This is a genomic window from Micropruina sp. (assembly GCF_027492755.1).
Taxonomy (GTDB): Bacteria; Actinomycetota; Actinomycetes; order Propionibacteriales; family Propionibacteriaceae; genus Micropruina.
Map to the genome: position 1 here is coordinate 1 of NZ_JAPUED010000081.1, position 17,320 is coordinate 17,320.

General features: G+C 68.7%; 17 protein-coding genes. 5 read left to right on the top strand and 12 right to left on the bottom strand.

What is annotated here, in order from left to right:
• The 10 genes from Q0066_RS05400 to Q0066_RS05445 all read right to left on the bottom strand — a co-directional run bounded on the left by Q0066_RS05400 (position 1) and on the right by Q0066_RS05445 (position 10,913).
• Positions 1-324: a PadR family transcriptional regulator gene (locus Q0066_RS05400; RefSeq protein WP_298130857.1), complete on the bottom strand. Its 324-nt coding sequence runs from the start codon at positions 322-324 to the stop codon at positions 1-3.
• A gap of 64 nt (positions 325-388) precedes the next feature.
• Positions 389-1,594, bottom strand: coding sequence for an amidohydrolase family protein (locus Q0066_RS05405; protein WP_298130859.1), 1,206 nt, complete (start codon positions 1,592-1,594; stop codon positions 389-391).
• Entirely contained in the window at positions 1,591-2,328 is a 738-nt protein-coding gene (locus Q0066_RS05410; RefSeq protein WP_298130861.1) for a GntR family transcriptional regulator, read from the bottom strand. Before Q0066_RS05410 ends, Q0066_RS05405 begins: the two co-directional genes overlap by 4 nt.
• 320 nt (positions 2,329-2,648) lie before the next feature.
• Positions 2,649-4,100 carry a family 1 glycosylhydrolase gene (locus tag Q0066_RS05415; protein ID WP_298130862.1) on the bottom strand — a complete coding sequence of 484 codons (1,452 nt, stop codon included), beginning with the start codon at positions 4,098-4,100 and terminating at the stop codon, positions 2,649-2,651.
• Complete coding sequence (locus Q0066_RS05420; protein WP_298130863.1) at positions 4,097-4,441, bottom strand: PTS lactose/cellobiose transporter subunit IIA; 345 nt, start codon at positions 4,439-4,441, stop codon at positions 4,097-4,099. The genes Q0066_RS05415 and Q0066_RS05420 overlap by 4 nt, the downstream gene beginning before the upstream one ends.
• A gap of 2 nt (positions 4,442-4,443) precedes the next feature.
• Complete coding sequence (locus Q0066_RS05425; RefSeq protein ID WP_298130865.1) at positions 4,444-5,868, bottom strand: PTS transporter subunit EIIC; 1,425 nt, start codon at positions 5,866-5,868, stop codon at positions 4,444-4,446.
• Positions 5,868-6,191, bottom strand: coding sequence for a PTS sugar transporter subunit IIB (locus Q0066_RS05430; RefSeq protein WP_298130868.1), 324 nt, complete (start codon positions 6,189-6,191; stop codon positions 5,868-5,870). The genes Q0066_RS05425 and Q0066_RS05430 overlap by 1 nt, the downstream gene beginning before the upstream one ends.
• 130 nt (positions 6,192-6,321) lie before the next feature.
• Positions 6,322-8,238 (bottom strand): PTS sugar transporter subunit IIA, encoded by a 1,917-nt coding sequence (locus tag Q0066_RS05435; RefSeq protein WP_298130871.1) that lies wholly within the window; start codon positions 8,236-8,238, stop codon positions 6,322-6,324.
• Positions 8,239-8,328: 90 nt separating this feature from the next.
• Positions 8,329-9,240 carry an SDR family NAD(P)-dependent oxidoreductase gene (locus Q0066_RS05440; RefSeq protein WP_298130872.1) on the bottom strand — a complete coding sequence of 304 codons (912 nt, stop codon included), beginning with the start codon at positions 9,238-9,240 and terminating at the stop codon, positions 8,329-8,331.
• Complete coding sequence (locus tag Q0066_RS05445) at positions 9,237-10,913, bottom strand: glutamine--tRNA ligase/YqeY domain fusion protein (protein WP_298130873.1); 1,677 nt, start codon at positions 10,911-10,913, stop codon at positions 9,237-9,239. Before Q0066_RS05445 ends, Q0066_RS05440 begins: the two co-directional genes overlap by 4 nt.
• Before the next feature lie 139 nt (positions 10,914-11,052).
• On the opposite strand from Q0066_RS05445, the gene Q0066_RS05450 reads away from it, so the two are divergent.
• The 3 genes from Q0066_RS05450 (at position 11,053) to Q0066_RS05460 (ending at position 12,856) form a co-directional block, all read left to right on the top strand.
• Positions 11,053-11,334: a hypothetical protein gene (locus Q0066_RS05450; RefSeq protein ID WP_298130874.1), complete on the top strand. Its 282-nt coding sequence runs from the start codon at positions 11,053-11,055 to the stop codon at positions 11,332-11,334.
• Positions 11,335-11,476: 142 nt separating this feature from the next.
• Complete coding sequence (locus Q0066_RS05455; RefSeq protein WP_298130875.1) at positions 11,477-12,184, top strand: M50 family metallopeptidase; 708 nt, start codon at positions 11,477-11,479, stop codon at positions 12,182-12,184.
• Positions 12,185-12,217: 33 nt separating this feature from the next.
• Positions 12,218-12,856 carry a DUF6498-containing protein gene (locus Q0066_RS05460; protein ID WP_298130876.1) on the top strand — a complete coding sequence of 213 codons (639 nt, stop codon included), beginning with the start codon at positions 12,218-12,220 and terminating at the stop codon, positions 12,854-12,856.
• 108 nt (positions 12,857-12,964) lie between these two features.
• Here Q0066_RS05460 and Q0066_RS05465 read toward each other — a convergent pair whose 3' ends face one another.
• Both Q0066_RS05465 and Q0066_RS05470 read right to left on the bottom strand, forming a co-directional pair.
• Entirely contained in the window at positions 12,965-14,710 is a 1,746-nt protein-coding gene (locus Q0066_RS05465; RefSeq protein ID WP_298130878.1) for a histidine kinase, read from the bottom strand.
• Positions 14,707-15,357, bottom strand: a complete 651-nt coding sequence (locus Q0066_RS05470; RefSeq protein ID WP_298130880.1) for a response regulator transcription factor — start codon at positions 15,355-15,357, stop codon at positions 14,707-14,709. The genes Q0066_RS05465 and Q0066_RS05470 overlap by 4 nt, the downstream gene beginning before the upstream one ends.
• A gap of 169 nt (positions 15,358-15,526) precedes the next feature.
• Between Q0066_RS05470 and Q0066_RS05475 the strand changes: the two genes are divergently transcribed.
• Together Q0066_RS05475 and gltX are read left to right on the top strand one after the other, a co-directional pair.
• Positions 15,527-15,916, top strand: a complete 390-nt coding sequence (locus Q0066_RS05475; RefSeq protein WP_298130882.1) for a hypothetical protein — start codon at positions 15,527-15,529, stop codon at positions 15,914-15,916.
• Between the two features lie 161 nt (positions 15,917-16,077).
• The coding region (gene gltX / locus Q0066_RS05480) for a glutamate--tRNA ligase (protein ID WP_298130884.1) at positions 16,078-17,320 on the top strand (1,243 nt) is incomplete at its 3' end.

The following is a 17,320-nucleotide window of genomic DNA, read 5'->3' on the forward strand; positions in this document are numbered from 1 at the left end:
TCATTGCCGGGCTCCGGTGATCGCGGCGACCGCGGTGGTGAAGCTGGACCAGGCCCGGCGCTCGTCGGCCAGCTGGCCGGTGCCGTCCGGGGTGAGCCGGTAGGACTTGCGCCGGCGTCCGTTGACCTCGCTCCAGGTCGCGGTGATCAGGCCCGCCTTCTCGAGGCGATGGAGTGCGGGGTAGAGCGTGCCCTCGGGTACGTCGATCACGGCGTCGCTACGGGTGCGGAGTTCATCGATGATCGCGTAGCCGTGCGCAGGGCTGTCGGCCAGCACCGACAGGATCAGGAGGTCGAGATGGCCCTTCAGCGCGTCACCCTTCATGCCCAGGCAGACTAGGCATAGACAAACTAGGTGTCAAGACGACCTGGGTCGTGCCTGAACCGGCTCAGACCAGTTGGAGGCCGTCGGCGACCACGCGCCCCGCGTGGATGACCGTGCGGTCCCGGCCGCGGTCCATCACTGCCGAGGCCACCGTCTCGCCGTCGACGAGGACGAGATCGGCGACGTCTCCCACCGCCAGCCCCGGGCGGTCGGCGACGCCGTGAAGCCGGGTCGCAGCAGGGTCGAGCACCGCGCCGCCACCGATCGTGGCGATCGCGACGCAGTGCTCGATCAGCTCATCGGCCCGGAACCCGTGGGTGAACGCCAGCTGCCAGGTGCGATCGAGCAGATCGGTGTTGCCGTAGGGCGACCAGTAGTCGCGCTGGCCGTCCTGCCCCAGGCCGACCCGCACGCCGGCCTCGGCGAGCATCGGCAGTGGCAGTCCATGCTGCCCGGCCGGGGCCACGGTGGCCATCGCCACGTCGAGCTCGGCGAACTCGTCGACCAGCCTCCGGGTGGTGGCCTCGTCGACGGAGCCCAACTCGTAGGAGTGCGACATGGTGACCAGGCCGCGCATGTCCAGGGCCCGGATGCGTTCCAGGATCAGGTCGGTGCTGAAGACGCCGAGGTGCCCCGGCTCGTGCAGGTGGAAGTCGATCGGCACCTGATATCGCTCGGCGAGCCCGAAGACCACGTCCAGGTGGCCCTTGGGGTCGCGATCCAGGGTGCACGGGTCGATGCCGCCCATCACGTCCGCGCCCTCGCGCAGCGCCTGCTCCAGCAGCGGCACCGTACCTTCCTCGCGCAGCAGGCCGGCCTGTGGGAAGGCGATGACTCGCACCTCGCAGCGGTCGGCGTGCTCTGCCTTCGCCTGCTGGACGGCGGCGTACCGCTCCAACCCGCAGTCGACGTCGATCTGGGCGTAGGTGCGCACCCGGGTGATGCCGTGGGCGATCATCCGCGCCAGCGTGTCGGCAGAGCGTCGCGGCAGCGGAACCTCGGCGTCGCGCCAGTTCGCCCGGTCGTTCATCACCATCGGCCAGACGCCCGGCGAGCCGGTGTGCGGCCGGAACGGCAAACCGATCCGGGTCGAGTCCAGGTGCACGTGGACGTCCGAGAAGGACGGCAGCAACAGTCGCCCACGGCCGTCGACCAGCTCGGGGACCAGGCCGTCCGGCAGGTCGGCGGCCAGGACGCCGTCCAGCACGGCGACGTCGCGCGCCCGGCCACCCCAAGGGCGGACGTCGGTGATCAGCAGGGCGTGGGTCATCGGTTCTCCTCGGTGTCGGTGCTTTCAGGGCTTGTCGGGCCAAGGATGCGCAAGGCGTCCTGGCGACGGGATTCGACATGGGCGGCCGCGAGCAGGCCGGCCAGCTCCACCCGGCCCGAGGTGATCGCCTGGTAGATCCGCCGGTGCTCGATCGCACTCTCGACGGGATCCTTCGTGCTGGTCAGGGTGAACAGCCACTCGGAGCGGGCCTGGACCGGTTTGGCGGTGAGCAGCAGCAAGGCGCTGCCGGACGCTCGATGCAGCTGGGTGTGGAAGTCCATGTTGGCCGCCACCCGGGAGGTGTGCTCGGCCCCGTCGGCGGGCCTCGGCGCACCCTCGATGGCGGCGGCGAGGCCGGCGTCCGGCAGGCCCGCTGCGTGTCGGCGGGCGGCGCGCTGCGCGGCTAGGCGGTCCAGCGCGATCCGCAGGTCGAACAATTCGTCGATCTCGCTGGGGGTGAACGAAGAGACGAACGTGCCCTGCCCGGTCGTGACCAGGCCGTACGCCTCCAGGCGGCGCAGTGCGTCCCGCACCGGAATGCGCGACATGCCCAACGAGTCGGCGATCTCGCGCTCGGTGAGCCGCTCGCCCGGGGCGTAGCCGCCGCTGACGATCCGTCGGCGCAACACCTGTTCGGCGCGCTCCGCCTGCGATTCGGCGTGCCCGCGCCTATCCGCCAAGGTTGACCTGGATGCCGAGCCCGCGCGGACGGCGGCGACCAGCAACGCGCCCACGACGGCGTGCTGCCGCGAGTACGAAGATCTGGGCCATGGCGAAATGTATACCACTGATCCGGAGGCTGCCGCTTGGCAGGGCTGCTAGATCCTTCTGACAAGGCGTTTTCTACCCTCCCGTGCCGTCTTGTCGCTTCAATCGAACGGGAGACTTGATTGTGGTATACGCGGGGATCCCTGTTCTGCGATCCTCGCTTGTGGTTGATCCACCTCTGAGCCGGTTCGGGCGGCAAGCGCTCCGGTGCGCGGCCAGGATCGTTCCTTTCGTCGAGGAACGACCCTGACCGCCGCCAGGGGGCTGCCCAGCGGGACGCGCCGGGTCAGCCCAGCTCGGATCCCGCTGAGGCGATGACCTTGGTCAACCAGCCGTAGGAGTCCTTCTTGATCCGGGCTCCGGTGCCGTTGCCGTAGTCGTCCAGATCGACGTACAGATAGCCATAGCGCTTGGCCATCTCGCTGGACGAGCACGACACCACGTCGATCGGACCCCACCAGAACCATCCCCGCAGATCGACGCCGTCGATGATCGCCTCACGCATCGCCTCGACGTGGGCGCGCATGTAGTCGATCCGGTAGCCGTCGTGGATCGATCCGTCTGCCTCGACCACGTCGCGACTGCCGAAGCCGTTCTCGGTGATGTGGATCGGCAGCTGGTACCGGTCCCAGTAGTCGTTCAGCGCGACCCGCAGTCCCGTCGGGTTGATCGCCCAGCCCCACTCGTTGGCCTCGAGATGTGGGTTACGGTAGCCGTCGCTGTCGCCGGCGGCCCAGCTCTCGGCATCGATCACCGTCGTGTAGTAGAACGAGAACGACATGAAGTCGACCGTTCCGGCGGCCAGTGCCTCCGCATCGCCCTCACCGAACCGGACGCTGAGCCCGCGATCGGCCAGGTAGCGCTTGATGAAGCCGGGGTAGTGTCCGCGTACCGCCACATCGGAGAAGAAGTACTGCAGCTGGTTCTGCTGCCGCGCCGCGATCACGTCGGCCGGACGGCTGCTGGCGGCGTCCGCGTTGAAGTGGCAGAGCATCACTCCCACCTGCGCGCCGGGATCGATCTGGTGCGCCAGCGACGTGACCTTGGCCGCCGCGACCATCTCGTTGTGGACGGCTTGGAATTTGGCCTCTTCCAGGTTCTCCACCCGATCGGCGGCGACCCCGAGGTGGTTGAACGACTCGTGGGTGATCAGATTGATCTGATTCACCGGAATCCAGTACTTGACCCGGTCGGAGTAGCGTCGCAGCACCACCTCGGCGAACCGGACGAACAGGTCGATCAGCTCACGCGAGTACCACCCGTCGTAGGAGGTGGTCAGGTTGAGCGGCATCTCGTAGTGGGAGAGCGTGATCATCGGCTCCATGCCGTGAGCGCGGATCGAGTCGATCAGCCGGTCGTAGAAGGCGAGCCCCTCCTCGTTGGGCTCGGCATCGTCGCCGTTGGGGAAGATCCGCGACCAGTTGATCGAGGTGCGGAAGGCGTTCATGCCGGTGCCGGCCATCAGCTCCAGGTCGGAGTCGAAGGTGTGGTAGAAGTCGATCGCCTCGCGTTTGGGGTAGCGGCCTTCCTGGTCGGTCACGTAGAAGGCGATCTGGTCGCTGGTCATCTCCTTGTTCGAGCGCTTCTCGGGCGGCAGATCGCCACGGTAGAGGTTGATGTCGGCCAGACACCAGCCCTTGCCGCCCTCCTGCCAGGCGCCCTCGGCCTGGTTGGCCGCGATCGCACCACCCCACAGGAAATCGGCGGGAAAGCCGGTCGGTACGCCGAGCTCGCTCATGACGCCGCCTCCAGCGCCCGGATCCGGTCGTCGAAGGACTGCAGCGCCGGCAGCAGCTTCTTCACCAGCCGGAACTCGCCGTAGGCCGTCATCAGGGTGTCCTGGGCGTGGGTGAAGAGCATCGAGTACTCGATCTGATCGCCACCCGCCTCGGACTGGATCATCGTGGTGTGGATGACGTGGGCGGCCTTGATGCCCTCGTTGGCCGCGCCGATCAGCTCCGTCGCCTTGGCGAAATCACCTGCGGTCACGGCATCGATGGCCCGGTAGGTGTTGCTGCGGCCCTCACCCGCCTTGATGATGATCTGCATTGCGGACGAGGCGATGTCGTTGGAACTCATGCTCAGTTCTCCTTCGGGGAGGTGTTCGACTGGGGGCCACGCGCCACCGTGCGCCGCGTGGGTCGTTTCAGGGTGATACCGCCGGCCGGGGCGGTCGCCTCGGTGGAGGCGGGAGTCTCCGCCGCCTCGGCGGCAGCGGGGACGTCCGATCGCTCGGCGTGCGCCGGCACTTGCTGCACGGACGCCTCCGACGCGACCGCGGCCGTCCCGTCGGCCAGCGCCTCGGCGTCCAGGGTGGTCTTCTCGTAGGCGACGAAGAACGGGTACCAGATCACCGTCGAGATGGCCAGCACGATGGCCAGCAACAGCAGGGCCATCACCGAGCCGGTGGTGAACCAGGTGGCGAACGGGAACGGCGTGTACCACAGCTCGAACTGCAGCATCGGGATGGGTGCGAACGGAATGGTCTTGGTGAGGAACCAGACCACCAGCGGCAGCACGATGCCCTGCAGCCACATCGGGATCATCAGCGCCGGGTTCCAGGCGATCGCACCGAAGACGACCGGCTCATTGATGTTGAAGATCGACGGCACCAGGCAGGCCCGGCCGAGCGCCTTCAGCCGGTTCGCCCGCGAGCGCATCAGCATGATCACCAGCGGCATGGTGCAGCCGATGCCGCCGACCCACAGGTAGGTCGAGAAGACCGTGGTCGAGGTGACCAGGTTCTCGGCGTGACCGGCGACGTTGGCCGCGATCGCGGCCAGCAGGACGGGCTGGGTGATCGGAGTGAGCACCCAGGTGGAGATGCCCATCGAGTAGAGGAAACACCAGACGAACATCATCAGCATGAAGCCGAACGGGCTCTCGATGATGCCGGCCAGCGGCGAGAAGATGGCCAGCACGATGTTGTACAGGTCGAACTTCACCAGGTCGATCAACACCCAGCCGAAGACCACCACGATGCCGACGGGCAGCATGGCATCGAACCAGGCGCGGACGAAGTCGGGGATCGCCGAGTCCTCCTTGAAGAAGGACACCTTGCCGAACAGCGTCATCACCAGGCCGGTCACCATGCCGGTGACGATCGCCACGAACATGCCGCCCGCGCCCAGCGCCGGATGCCCGAAACCGGCCTGGCCGTCAGCGATCACCTGCGGCGAGATGGTGATCAGGAACAGCACCAGGCCGGCCAGCCCGGCGATGATCCGTTGCTTGCGGAGCCGCTTCTTCTCCATCAGGTTGAACGGCACCAGGAAGGCGACGAACAGCGACACCATGCCCATCGTCCAGCCGTACGGCGTCCAGAAGCTGGGCAGCGAGGGGAAGTACTCGTTGAGAATGGCGAGCATCGCGAACAGTGAGCCGACGAAGATGAACGGCAGCGTCTGCATGATCGAGTCCTTGAGGGTCACGATCCAGACGTTGTTGTTCACCTTCGACATTCGGGGCGCGAACGACACCTCGAGCCATTGGATGAACTTCTTCATCAGGCGTCCTCGTCCGTCAGCGTGCTGATCAGGTGATCGACGGCGAGGTCGCCGTCCAGTGTCGAGTAGTAGTCGGGGCTCATCAAGATGACGGCGATGGGCCGATCGCCCACGTAGTCGTCGACCTCGTCGACGATGTAGGCGAGGTGCGGCCCCACCATCAGCACGTCGATCTCGTCGACGTAGTTCTCGATCTCGGATTCGCTGCGCGCGGTCACCGACAGATTGAGCCCGCGGGCCGCCGCGGCCTTGCGAATATTGGCAGCCATGAAGCCCGAGCTCGCCCCCGAGCCGCAGACCAAGAGAACGCGGATTGTCTCCATGTGAATTCCAGTCCCTCCGTGGAAGCCTCGTCATCGAGGCCGGTTGATGCTTCGATCTTCGCCAGCCCGAGCAGGTGCGCGCCAATGAGTTTCCTGCCGCACCCCGGCAGACGACGGCCGCCGGATGAGCTCAGCCCAACAGCTCCAGGAGCTTCGCCGAGAACGACTCGATGCTGCCGGACGCCGCGATCAGCTGGTCCACGTCGGACGGCTCGGCGAGGGCCGCGATCAGCGCCTCGAGCACCCGGCGGAAAACCGCCATGCCGTCGGGGGCGATGGCGAACATGACGATCAGCTGCACGTCGGACTCACCCCAGAGCACGGGTTCGTCGCAAGCGAGCACGCAGACACCGGTGCGCAGGCTGTCCTGGTAGAGCGAGTGCGGAATGGCAAAGTGGCCGCCGAACGATGTAGCCGAGCGTCGCTCTCGCTCCAGCAGGTCGTCGGCGAAGCCGGGCTCGACCAGGCCCTGGGCGAGCAGCAGGTCGGCGCCCTCCCGGATGGCCGACTCGGCGTCGGGGTAGTGCCGCCGATGCCGGTACAGGGCCGGATCGAGCATGCTCACCACGGCGGCCCGGAGCGCCTGGCGACGTTGACGCTCTCGTTCCGCGCCGACGGCCTCACGAATCGCGGCGGCGTCGGCGTCGGTGCAGAACGGGCTGATCCGCAGGAACGGGATGCGCAGGCCCGCTGGCGCCGCCGACGTGGAGACGATCAGGTCGCTGGTGATCGTGGCCAGATCGGCGGTCAGATCGGTGATGGTGTTCTCGACGATGCCGAGGCCGCCGGTCGCCCGGTCGACCCGTTCGGTCAGTTGCGGCGTCAGCTCCCACAGGCCGGGGGCGACGACCGTCACCGACACCGGCGGACCCGCCTCCAGCTGGTTCTGGAACTGGGCGCCGAGATGCAACGCGAGGTAGTCGACCTCGCCCGGCTCGATCTGCAGCCCTGTGCGGGTCTGCAGCGCGTTCGCGAACAGCAACGCCATCTCGTGCAGCAGCGGATAGGCCTGCTTGAAGCCGGCTCCGAGCGGCCTGTCCAGCTGGCGGCCAATCCGGGCCCGCTCGAGCAGATGTTGCAGGTGCAGGGCGAGCGGCGTCAGCGGTCGTTCCTCGGGCCACTCCAGGCCGAACTGTTCGGTCAGCGCGGCCACCGCGTCCCGGGTGAGATCGAGCACGGGTGGGTCCGGCTCGAGGGCGCCGGCATCGTGCCGGGTACGGCTGTTGGCGGCCAGGAAGCTGTAGAGCAGACCGTGCTCACCGTCCTCCAGCGCAGCCCCGGTGACCGAGCGGACGGCGTCCGCCACGGCCCGGACGCCGGCGCCGATGCGCTGGTCGGCGTCCGCGGGCGGGCCCGGCCCGATCAAGGCCGAGCCCGACTTGGCTCGCTCACTGGCCACCGTCAGGTGGACCAGCAGCTCACCGCGGACGTACTCGTTGAGTTCGAGATCGGCCTCCGCCAGGGCAGCGGTGAGGGCCTTCGACAGCCGTGCCATCCGGCTGCCGGGTCGCTCGCGGGCGCTGGTCAGGGCGTCCAGCCCGGCACCTTCGTCAGAGGAGAACAGCAGGCTGCGCAGCAGCCGCCGTTTGGCCCGCTCGGTGCCCTCGATGGCGATCCGGTCGTGATCGCGGCGAAGCACCAGCTGATGCTCGCGCAGGATGGCGCGAACGCGGCTCAGATCGGCCTCGAGCGTGGGAACGCTCACGTGGAAGAGGTCGGCGAGGGCGAACAGATCGGCATGGTCGCGGCGGGCGAAGTAGCGCAGCAGCGCGGAGAGCCGACGGCGGGGTGTGTCGATCCGGCTCTGCTTGGTGGCCCGCGCCGAGCGGAGCCGCCAGTACACCTGGTCGTCGAGGTGGTATCCCCGCTGATCGGCGATGATCATCGGGCGGTCGAGGCCCTCGTTGAGAGCGGCGACGTAGTCGCGGATGGTCCGTTGCGAGACTCCGACCTGCTCGGCCAGCAGACGCGCCGACAGCGGCGCCTGGCTTCGCCGCAATGCGTTGACCAGGTGCGCCTGCCGGGTATCGCGATCGGAGGCCGCCATCGGTGAGAAGGCTACACAGCGGGACGCCGTGGCGGACCCTCTGCCGTCGGGTCGGCGCAGGCGTGCCCACCCCGGACGGCACAGTCCGCTCTAGGCGGCGAAGGACACCCCGAGCAGCTCTTCGGTCGCTTGCCACAGCGCGGTCAGCGCCTTGGCTGAGCGGGCCGGACGCGGCAGCGGCGCCTTGCCGACCGGTCCAGACGTGCCGAACGGCCCGATCGGGCCGTAGTAGGCGCCGGCGGCGGCCTGGCGGCTGGCGGCGCAGAACACCACCGGCTGGGCGCCGTCCGAGGCCGACTGCATCAGCCGGGACGTGCCGCCGAGGAACGCCCCGATGCGGTGCAGCGGGTTGCCCGGGAACAGGCCGGTGGCGGCCCAGCCCGGGTGCGCGGCGTGGGCGTTCAGCCCCCACTCGCCGGCGGTGCTGTGCCGCTGCAACTCGCGGGCGAACATGACCATGGCCAGCTTGCTGTTGGCGTAGGCGCGGCGCGACGACCAGCGCCGTTCCAGGTCGAGGTCATCGGGCCTGATCCGGCCGTTCTTCGCGACCAGCGAGCCCAGGGTCACCACCCGGGCGCGGCTCGCGCGGCGTAGCGACTCCAGCAGCCGGGCGGTCAGGGCGAAGTGGCCGAAGTAGTTGGTCGCCATGGTGAGTTCGTGCCCGTCCACGCTCAACTCGCGCTTGCGGGTGCCGCCGATGCCGGCGTTGAGCACCAGGATGTCGACCCGACGGTCAGCGTATTCGGACGCGAAGCGCTCCACCGAGGCCAGGTCGGAGGTGTCCAGCTCGGCGACGGTGTGGCTGCCCTCCGGGTGCTCGGCGTGCAGTTCCTCGGCCACAGCCGTGCCCTTGGCGACGTCGCGGACGGCGAGCACCACGTCCGCGCCGGCGAGGCCGAGTGCCCGTGCCGTCGCCTTGCCGATGCCGCTGTTGGCGCCGGTGACGATGGCCAGCCGCCCCGTCCGGGACGGAATGGTGAGTGGCGTCAACCGGTCTCTCATCGTGCCCCCTGGCGCTTCTGGATCGCTGCCCATTCATCGCGCAGGCCCACCGTGCGGTGGAACAGCTGCGGCTGCCGGTCGTCGTGGGCGAAATAGCCGAGTCGCTCGAACTGCACCACGGCGCCCGGCTCGGTGTCGGCCAGGGCGGCCTCCAGTCGGCAGTCGGTGAGCAGTTCCCGCGAGTTCGGGTTCAGGTCGTCCAGCGGCTCGCCGGTCCGCTCGCCGGGGGCGGACGCCGTGAACAGCCGGTCGTACAGCGCCACGGTTCCGTTCACCGCATGCGCCGCCGAGACCCAGTGCATGGTCGACTTCACCTTGCGTCCGTCCGGCGCGTTGCCGCCGCGGGAGGCCGGATCGTAGGTGGCGTTCACCTGCACCACATTGCCGTCGGCGTCCTTCACCACGTCGGTGGCGGTGATCAGGTAGGCGCCGCGCAGCCGCACCTCGCGTCCGGGGGAGAGCCGGAAGAACTTCGGCGGCGGCACCTCGGCGAAATCGTCCTGCTCGATCCACAGTTCGCCGCTGAACGCGACCTCACGGACGCCGTCGGCCGGGTTCTCGGGGTTGTTGGCCACCTCGAAGTGATCCACCTGGCCCTCGGGCCAGTTGGTGAGCACCAGCTTCAGCGGCTTGAGCACCGCCATCCGGCGCTGTGCTGTGGCGTTCAGGTCGCGCCGCACGTACGACTCCAGCGCTTCGATGGACTGCCGGCTGTTGGTCCGGGTGGTGCCGATCTCGCGGCAGAACGCCCGGATCGCCGCCGCCGGGTAGCCGCGCCGCCGCAACGCGCGCAGGGTCGGCATCCGCGGGTCGTCCCAGCCGTCGACGACGCCGTCGTCGACCAGCTTCTTCAGCCGCCGCTTGCTGGTCACCGTGTGGGTGAACTCGAGCCGCGCGAACTCGATCTGCTTCGGCTGGTCGGACGGCAGCGGCAGCTGCTCCAGGTACCAGTCGTAGAGCGCCCGGTGGGTGTCGAACTCCAGCGTGCAGATGGAGTGGGTGACGCCCTCGATCGCGTCGGACTGGCCGTGCGCCCAGTCGTAGGTGGGGTAGATGTCCCAGGCGTCGCCGGTGCGGTGATGGTCGGCGTGCCGGATCCGGTACATCACCGGGTCGCGCAGCTGCATGTTCTCGTGCTGCATGTCGATCTTGGCGCGCAGCACGCGGGAGCCGTCCGGGAACTCGCCGGCCCGCATCCGGCGCAACAGGTCGAGGTTCTCCTCGACGCTGCGGTTGCGGTACTCGCTCTCGATGCCGGGCTTGCCGAAACCGCCGCGCTGCGCCGAGATGGTCTCGATGTCGGAGTCGTCGACGTAGGCCTTGCCCTGCTCGACCAGGTATTCGGCCCACTCGTAGAGCTGGTCGAAGTAGTCGGAGGCGTGCAGCACGCTCGCCGGCGTGTAGCCGAGCCATTCGATGTCGTCGATGATCGAGTCGACGTATTCGGTCTCTTCGGTGTCGGGATTGGTGTCGTCGAGCCGCAGGTTGCAGATGCCGTCGAAGTCCTCGGCGAGGCCGAAGTCGACCACGATCGCCTTGGCGTGGCCGATGTGCAGGTAGCCGTTCGGCTCGGGCGGGAATCGGGTCTGGACACGTCCGCCGAACCTGCCCTGCTCGTTGTCGCGCCGGACGATGTCGTGGATGAAGTCGTTGGCGGCGGGGTCGGCGGTCATGGGCGTAAACCTATCAACGCCGTCGGAAGTCCACTCGCCGGTGTCACGCCCGATTTGAGTTTAATAGTGGATATGACTAATATGACTCATGTCCCGCTACGAGGGACGCACATCTACATAGGAAGAAGAAACAGACCCAATGTCTGCTCAGCAGATCATCAACCGCCCGTCCGATGCCGCCAACGAGTCGGGTAGCTACACCCTCGCCGACCTGCGCGCCGCCGTGCTCGCCGATCGTGGCACCACCGTGGCCGTTCGTTCGGCCATGGGCATCATGGTTGCGGTTGCCGCGGTCATCGTGGCCGCCGGCGTCGCCACCCAGTCCGCGTTCGCGATGGTCGGGGGCGGTATCAGCGTGGTTCTTCTCGCCGGCGTGCTGGTGTGGCTCGCGGCGGCTCCCGCGCAGCCGGCCAGCCGGTGACCGTCGCGGAGTTCCGGTAGCGATCCCGCCGCCACGGACTCCGCAAGCTCCTTCGTCAGAAAGGGGCGACACTTCCGAGTGTCGCCCCTTTCTGCGTGCTTCCTAGACTGAACGCCGTGACCAGCCCGACGCCTCGGCCGACATGACCCTGCTGGAGCGGCTCTGGGAGGGGCTCACCGGCGTCCAACAGTCACCGTCCGCGGTGGCGATCTGGTGGACGGCGCTGGCCGCGGTCGCCGTGGTGGTGTTCCGTCCGGCGTGGCGGATCGCTCGGCACCTGGTCACCATCGTCCATGAGGGCGGTCACGCCATCGCAGCGGTGCTCACCGGACGCCGGCTGCGCGGCATCCGGCTGCATTCGGATTCCTCCGGTGTCACGTTGAGCCACGGACGGCCGCGCGGCTTCGGCATGTTCCTCACCCTGATCGCCGGCTATCTGGCGCCCGGGCTGTTCGGCCTGCTCGCCGCCGTCCTGCTGTGGCAACAGCATGCCCTGGCGGTGCTGTGGGCGGCGCTGCTGCTGCTCAGCCTGATGCTGCTGCAGATCCGCAACTTCCACGGCCTGTACTCGATGCTGGTCGCCGGACTGGGGGTGTTCGCGGTGTCCTGGTGGGGGAGCGAACAGGTCCAGTCACTGGCCGCCTACGGGTTCACCTGGTTCCTGCTGCTCGCGGGACCGGTCGGCGTGATCGACCTGCAGCGTGCTCGGCGTGGCGGCCGGGCGCGGGGCAGCGACGCCGATCAGCTGGCCGGGCTGACCCGGCTGCCGGCCTTGTTCTGGGTCGGCCTCTTCCTGGTCGCGAACCTCGCCGCGCTGGCTGCGGGAATATGGCTGATCTGGCCGCGCTGATCGGCCGGCGTCAACATCCGGCACCATGGGCGCGTGAACGAGATCGCCCGCGCGCTGGGCTTCAACCTGCTCGGGTCGCTGGCCGCCCGGCTGCCGGCGCGGGTCGGTGCTGCTGTGCAGGTGTTGCTGATCCTGATCGGCTCGCTACTGCCGCTGTGGCCGTTGGGGCGTGGCTGGATTCAGCTGCAGGACCTCCTCGCCTACAGCAGTCTCTGGCTGGCGTTCTCGGTGGCCGGCACGCTGATCCGGCTGCGCACGCTCGCGACCCAGAATGAGACCACCCGGTTCTTCACCCTGCACTACACGATCATGATCGGCGTCCTCAGCCTGGTCTGTGGCGTCTGGTCGGTGATCCTGCTCGCCGTGGCCGGGCCCAGTGGCGGCTGGATCGCGCTGCTTCCGATGGCTGTGGCGATGGCGTTGGCCAATGCCTGGTCGCTCGCCGACGGCTGGTTCTTGCGTGGCGGACGGGAGGTGGCGCGGCTCTGGCAAGTGGTTCTGCCCGGCTATCTACGGTTCCTCCCGGTTCTGCTCGGCACCATCGCGGGCGCGGTCCTGGTCCTCGGTGACCACCCGTTGGAGTACAGGTTCGTCGCCGCGGCGTCGTTGGTGATCGTCCTCACCATGGTGGATCTCGCGCTCGCATTGGCTTCGTTTCGGCTGACGGCATGAACGCGCCCGGGTGAACCTGCAGTTCGCGGTCCCGACGTCGCCCTCGCGATCGGCTCGTTGCCGAACGAACTGGTCGCCGAACTGGTCGCCGTTGGGGGAGACCAGGGCTCAGCGGGGGAACGACGGCAGCGTCAGGCTGACCAGACCATCACCCGCGTCCAGTCGTCCACCGATGGCCTCGGCCCGCTCGCGCATCGAGGTCATCCCGACCCCGGGTGTCCAAACACCGCCGACACCTGAGTCACGCACCTCCATCCGCCACTCGTCCTCCGTCCTGGTGAAGCTCACGGTGGCTTGTCGCGCGCCCGAATGGCGGGCCACATTGGTCAGAGCCTCGACTGCGATTCGGTAGGCGGCGGCCTCGGCTGCCGCGGTCATGCCGGCGACCTGGCCGTCGCCCTCGAACTCGACGGCGATCGGCACGCCGCCAACGGCGCGCAGCCCGCTGCACCAGGTCTGCAGCGCTCCGACCAGACCGAGTTCGTCCAGTGCCGGCGGCCGAAGCCCCTCGACCAGTTGCCGCACCTCGACGATCGCCGCTGCGGCGTCCGCGCGCAGCTCCGCGAGCAGTCCGGCGGCCGAAGCAGTGTCCCGGTCGAGCAGATTGCGGGCGGCGTCCGCGGTGAACACCACGCCGGACAGCAACGGACCCACCCCGTCGTGGAGGTCGCGACGCAGCCTGCGGCGTTCCTCCTCGATGGCGGCCACCGCTTCGCCGCGGGATGCGCTCACCTGTTCGGCGAGCAGTTGGGCACGCACGGTGGTCGCCACCAGAGGTGCGACCAGGCCGATCATGCTCAGGTCGGCGCGCGACCAGGTGCGCTCGCCGGGGCGCAGGCCGACCACCAGCGTGGCCGTCCGGCCGGGGCCGACGTCCAGAGCGAACTCGCTGAGGTGGGGAACCTGGGTCCCGCTGGTCATCGGTGACCGGCCCGTCACGTCCAGTCGGACGAAGGGCAGCACCAGCGCTTCCCGGACGGCGTCCAGGGCCTCGGCGAGGTCGTTGCCGATCCGGCCGGCGAAGGAGGCGAGCGCGCTGATCGGGTCAGGGCGTCCGCCGAACAGCATTCGCTCGAAGGAACCGTACAACCAGCGGCGGGTGGGTGCGACGCCGAGGGCCAGGAGCGCGCAGGCGGTCAGCACGGTGGATGTGCTCAACGGCTGCCCGCTGAGCGCCTCGACTCCGAAGACCAGCGTGGAGGCGGCGGCCAGGAAGCACACCACGACGGCGAGGGTCACGGTGACGGTGGTGACCAACCACCGCACATCGACCAGTGCGGGCTGAACCACTCCGATCATCATCGACACCGGAACCAGCGCCGCCAGCAGGTAGCCGACGATCTGGACGGCGGTGCCGTCCCCGTCCGGGGCAACCGCGTTGTAGCCGAAGCCGAACAGGCCACCGGCGAGCAAAGCGAAGACGGCGGCGGCGAGCATCCACTGCGTCGCGGAGCGGTCGGCGGACGTCCCACGCTCGATCACCCACCAGGCATGCCCGATCAGCAGGAACGCGATCGCGATGCCGAGTCCATCTGCTGATTGCGGACGCGTCAGCGCGACCGTCCCGCAGCCGGCGATCAGCAACAGGAGCGCCCAGGCGAGAGCCCGCGATCGCCCGGCCGCGAACCGGGGGTAGCTGGTCAGCGCCACTGGGCCGAGCGCCAAACCGGCCACCGCCTTCAGGTCGACGACGATGTCGGCCGAGCGTAAACCCAGCTCGGTCAACAGCACCGCGCCGGACGCCGCAACAGCCAGGCTCGTCACCCGGCCGGCGTGCACCCGCCAAAGCACCCAGCCCGTGGCCAGGCACGCGATCCCACACAGGGCGATGGCGGCCTGGACGGCGACGCTCATGGCCGCCCGAACCCCTCGTCGCGAGCCCGGATGATCGCCTGCTGTCGCCCGTCGACCGAAAGCTTGGCGAAGATTGACGAGAGATGGTTGGCGACGGTCTTCTGGGACAGGAAGAGTCGTTCTGCGATGGCGGCATTGCGCAGGCCGGCGGCCACCAGGTCGAGCACTTCGCGCTCACGGGGGGTGAGCTCCGGAAACGGCTGAGGCGCGGTGAGCGCACCCGCCCCGTTGAAGTGACTGATCACCCGCTGTGCGACACCTGGGCTGAAGATCGCCTCGCCGGCCGCTACCGAACGGATCGCACGGTCGATCTCCTGCTGCTCGGCGCCTTTGAGCAGATAGCCGCGGGCGCCGACCCGCATCGCGGCGAACACCGCGTCGTCCTCGTCGAGCATGGTCAGCATCAGCACCGCGGTGGACGGTACCGCGGACAGCACGGCCCGAGTGGCCTCGAGTCCGTCCAGGCCGGGCATCCGGATGTCCATCAGCACGACGTCCGGCCTGGTCAGCTGCACCTCGCGGACGGCGGCGACACCGTCCGCAGCCTCTCCGACGACCGTATAGCCGTGTAGCGACTCCAGCAGTGAGCGCAGCCCGCGGCGGACGACCGGATGGTCGTCGACCAGCACCACACGGATCGGGTCCACACCGGCAGTCTGGCACCGAGCGGCCGGATCGAAGCGGGAAGAACCTCCCATATCCGCGGGGAAGATCTTCGGTCACGATGGGGAAGTGCGACCGATCCGCCGGGATGCTCTTCGACCGAATGATCGAGGTGTCGGCAATCCGGCCGGCGCTCACACCGGAGGTTTCCAGATGTCCACCACTACCACTGTCCGCACCCGACCGACCTGGACGACGGCCAACCGCGTTGGGCTCGCACTGACCCTGATTCTGGGATTGGGCAACGTCACGAGCGCCTTCTTCCCGACCCCGGACGGCGAGGTCGGCCCGCCCTTCGAAGTGTTGTTGGCTGACACCGTGCTCGCTGTCGTGGTCGTGGTGAGCGTGGTCGTCGCCTGGGTGCGCGGCAGCCGGCTCGCGGCCAGGATTGCCGCCGGCTGCGTGATCCTGGTCGCGATCTCGGCAATGCCTGCCTTCTTCGTCGACGTGGCGCCCGGAGTCAAGGCACTGGCCGGGGCGATCACCCTGGTCACGGTGCTGGCCTGCGGCTTGATGCTGGCGCCCGCCAAGCGGAAAGGCTGAATCTCGGCGTGGGTCGTCACCACGCGAGAAGGTGACGACCCCGCCCGGCTTCGTCGCACCACCTTCTGGCCGGTTAGGCTGGTCCGGCTATGACCCAGACTCCTGCACGGCTGCGTGTCGCGCCCTCGCCCACCGGGGACCCACACGTCGGCACCGCCTACATGTCCCTGTTCAACAAGGCCTACGCGCAGGCCACCGGCGGCGCTTTCGTGCTGCGGATCGAAGACACCGACCGGGCGCGCTACGTCGCCGATTCCGAGCAGCAGATCTTCGACACGCTGCGCTGGCTCGGCCTGCCCTGGGACGAGGGCCCGGACGTCGGCGGGCCGTATGCCCCCTACCGGCAGTCGGAGCGGCTGGACACCTACCGGCCGTTCGTCGAGCAGCTGATCGAGTCCGGCCACGCCTACTACTGCTGGTGCTCGACCGAGCGGCTGGCTCAGCTGCGCGCCGAGCAGCAGGCATCGAAGGCGTCGGTGACCGGGTACGACCGGCTCTGCCTGGGCAAGACCCGCGACGAGCGGGCCGCGCTGCCCGGCTTCACCGAGACCCCGGTGGTGCGGATGCTGATTCCCGACGACGCGCCACTGTCGTTCACCGACGTGATCCGCGGCGAGGTGAACGCGCCGCGTCCGGACGACCAGGTGATCCTCAAGGCCGACGGCTTCCCGACCTATCACCTGGCGGTGGTGGTCGACGATCATCTGATGGGCATCACCCACGTGGTGCGCGGCGAGGAGTGGATCAGCTCCACGCCGAAGCACATCCTGCTGTACCAGTTCCTCGGGCTGACCCCGCCGGCGTTCGCGCACATGCCGCTGCTGCGCAACACCGACAAGTCGAAGATCTCCAAGCGCAAGAACCCGGCCGCCCGGCTGGTCTGGTTCCGTGAGCAGGGCTACCTGCCCGAGGCGCTGCGCAACTTCCTGCAGCTGCTCGCCTACCCGCCGGTCGGCGAGTCGGAGGTCGCGACCTTCGACGAGTTCGTGGCGGCGTTCGATTGGGCCAAGGTGAGCACGGTCGGGCCGATCTTCGACCTGACCAAGCTGAACTGGCTGAACGGCGAGTACATCCGTTCGCTGGCGCCGGACGAGTTGGCCGCCCGGATCGTCGAGCACCTGCAGTTCACCGGCGAGTGGGCGGACGTCGACCCGGCGAAGGCGGAGCTGTTGCGGCGCGCGACGCCGCTGATCCAGGAGCGGCTCGGGGTGCTCTCCGAGGCACTGCCGAAGCTGGAGTTCCTGTTCACCGCGGACGCCGACCTGGTGGTCGCCGACGATGCCCGGGCACAGCTCGGTGAGAACGCCGGGGAGGTGCTGGACGCGTCGCTGGCCGCGCTGGAAGCTCTGGAGCCCTTCGCCGCGGACGAGATCCAGGCGGCGTTGCGGGCGGCGCTGGTGGACG

Excerpts from the sequence above, each read along its gene's own strand:
- Q0066_RS05400 (WP_298130857.1), bottom strand. The coding sequence starts at position 324 with ATGAAGGGTGACGCGCTGAAGGGCCATCTCGACCTCCTGATCCTGTCG.
- Q0066_RS05455 (WP_298130875.1), top strand. The coding sequence starts at position 11,477 with ATGACCCTGCTGGAGCGGCTCTGGGAGGGGCTCACCGGCGTCCAACAG.
- Q0066_RS05465 (WP_298130878.1), bottom strand. The coding sequence starts at position 14,710 with ATGAGCGTCGCCGTCCAGGCCGCCATCGCCCTGTGTGGGATCGCGTGC.
- Q0066_RS05405 (WP_298130859.1), bottom strand. The coding sequence starts at position 1,594 with ATGACCCACGCCCTGCTGATCACCGACGTCCGCCCTTGGGGTGGCCGG.
- Q0066_RS05430 (WP_298130868.1), bottom strand. The coding sequence starts at position 6,191 with ATGGAGACAATCCGCGTTCTCTTGGTCTGCGGCTCGGGGGCGAGCTCG.
- Q0066_RS05435 (WP_298130871.1), bottom strand. The coding sequence starts at position 8,238 with ATGGCGGCCTCCGATCGCGATACCCGGCAGGCGCACCTGGTCAACGCA.
- Q0066_RS05450 (WP_298130874.1), top strand. The coding sequence starts at position 11,053 with ATGTCTGCTCAGCAGATCATCAACCGCCCGTCCGATGCCGCCAACGAG.
- Q0066_RS05445 (WP_298130873.1), bottom strand. The coding sequence starts at position 10,913 with ATGACCGCCGACCCCGCCGCCAACGACTTCATCCACGACATCGTCCGG.
- Q0066_RS05475 (WP_298130882.1), top strand. The coding sequence starts at position 15,527 with ATGTCCACCACTACCACTGTCCGCACCCGACCGACCTGGACGACGGCC.
- Q0066_RS05425 (WP_298130865.1), bottom strand. The coding sequence starts at position 5,868 with ATGAAGAAGTTCATCCAATGGCTCGAGGTGTCGTTCGCGCCCCGAATG.
- Q0066_RS05440 (WP_298130872.1), bottom strand. The coding sequence starts at position 9,240 with ATGAGAGACCGGTTGACGCCACTCACCATTCCGTCCCGGACGGGGCGG.
- Q0066_RS05415 (WP_298130862.1), bottom strand. The coding sequence starts at position 4,100 with ATGAGCGAGCTCGGCGTACCGACCGGCTTTCCCGCCGATTTCCTGTGG.
- Q0066_RS05420 (WP_298130863.1), bottom strand. The coding sequence starts at position 4,441 with ATGAGTTCCAACGACATCGCCTCGTCCGCAATGCAGATCATCATCAAG.